Source organism: Rhizobium sp. RHZ01 (genome assembly GCF_014851595.1).
Taxonomy (GTDB): Bacteria; Pseudomonadota; Alphaproteobacteria; order Rhizobiales; family Rhizobiaceae; genus Rhizobium; species Rhizobium altiplani.
This window is the reverse complement of record NZ_JACUZZ010000098.1, coordinates 1-542: the sequence shown is the minus strand read 5'-3', so window position 1 is coordinate 542 and position 542 is coordinate 1. Positions and strand designations below refer to the sequence as shown.

The 542-nt window shown below is 61.6% G+C and carries 1 protein-coding gene; it reads right to left on the bottom strand.

Annotated features, from left to right (window positions below):
• Positions 1–542 (bottom strand): cytochrome b N-terminal domain-containing protein (locus tag IB248_RS30975; RefSeq protein WP_192242250.1); only part of this gene is annotated, 542 nt, incomplete at both ends.

The following is a 542-nucleotide window of genomic DNA, read 5'->3' as shown; positions in this document are numbered from 1 at the left end:
GGGCGATAAGCCGCCGAACGCACCTTCGAGGTATCGAGCCAGGGCACGAAGAACAGCACGATGATGGCGCCGAACATGACGAGGACGCCGGCCAGCTTCGAGTCGATCGGTCCGATGTTGAAGGTGATCGAGCGCAGCATCGCGTAGAACGGCAGGAAGTACCATTCCGGAACGATATGGGCCGGCGTCTTCAACGGGTCAGCCGGGATGTAGTTGTCCGGATGGCCGAGGAAGTTCGGCATGTAGAAGACGAAGTAGGCGTAGACCAGCAGGAAGATCGAAACGCCAAGCGCATCCTTCAGCGTCGCGTAGGGCGTGAAGCGAACCGTGTCGGTCTTGGTCTTGACCTCGACGCCGGTCGGGTTCGTCTGGCCGACGACATGCAGCGCCCAGATGTGCAGGACGACGACGCCGGCAATGACGAAGGGCAGCAGGTAGTGCAGCGAGAAGAAGCGGTTCAGCGTCGGGTTGTCGACGGCAAAGCCGCCGAGCAGGAACTGCTGGATCCACTCGCCGACCAGCGGGAATGCCGAGAAGAAGCC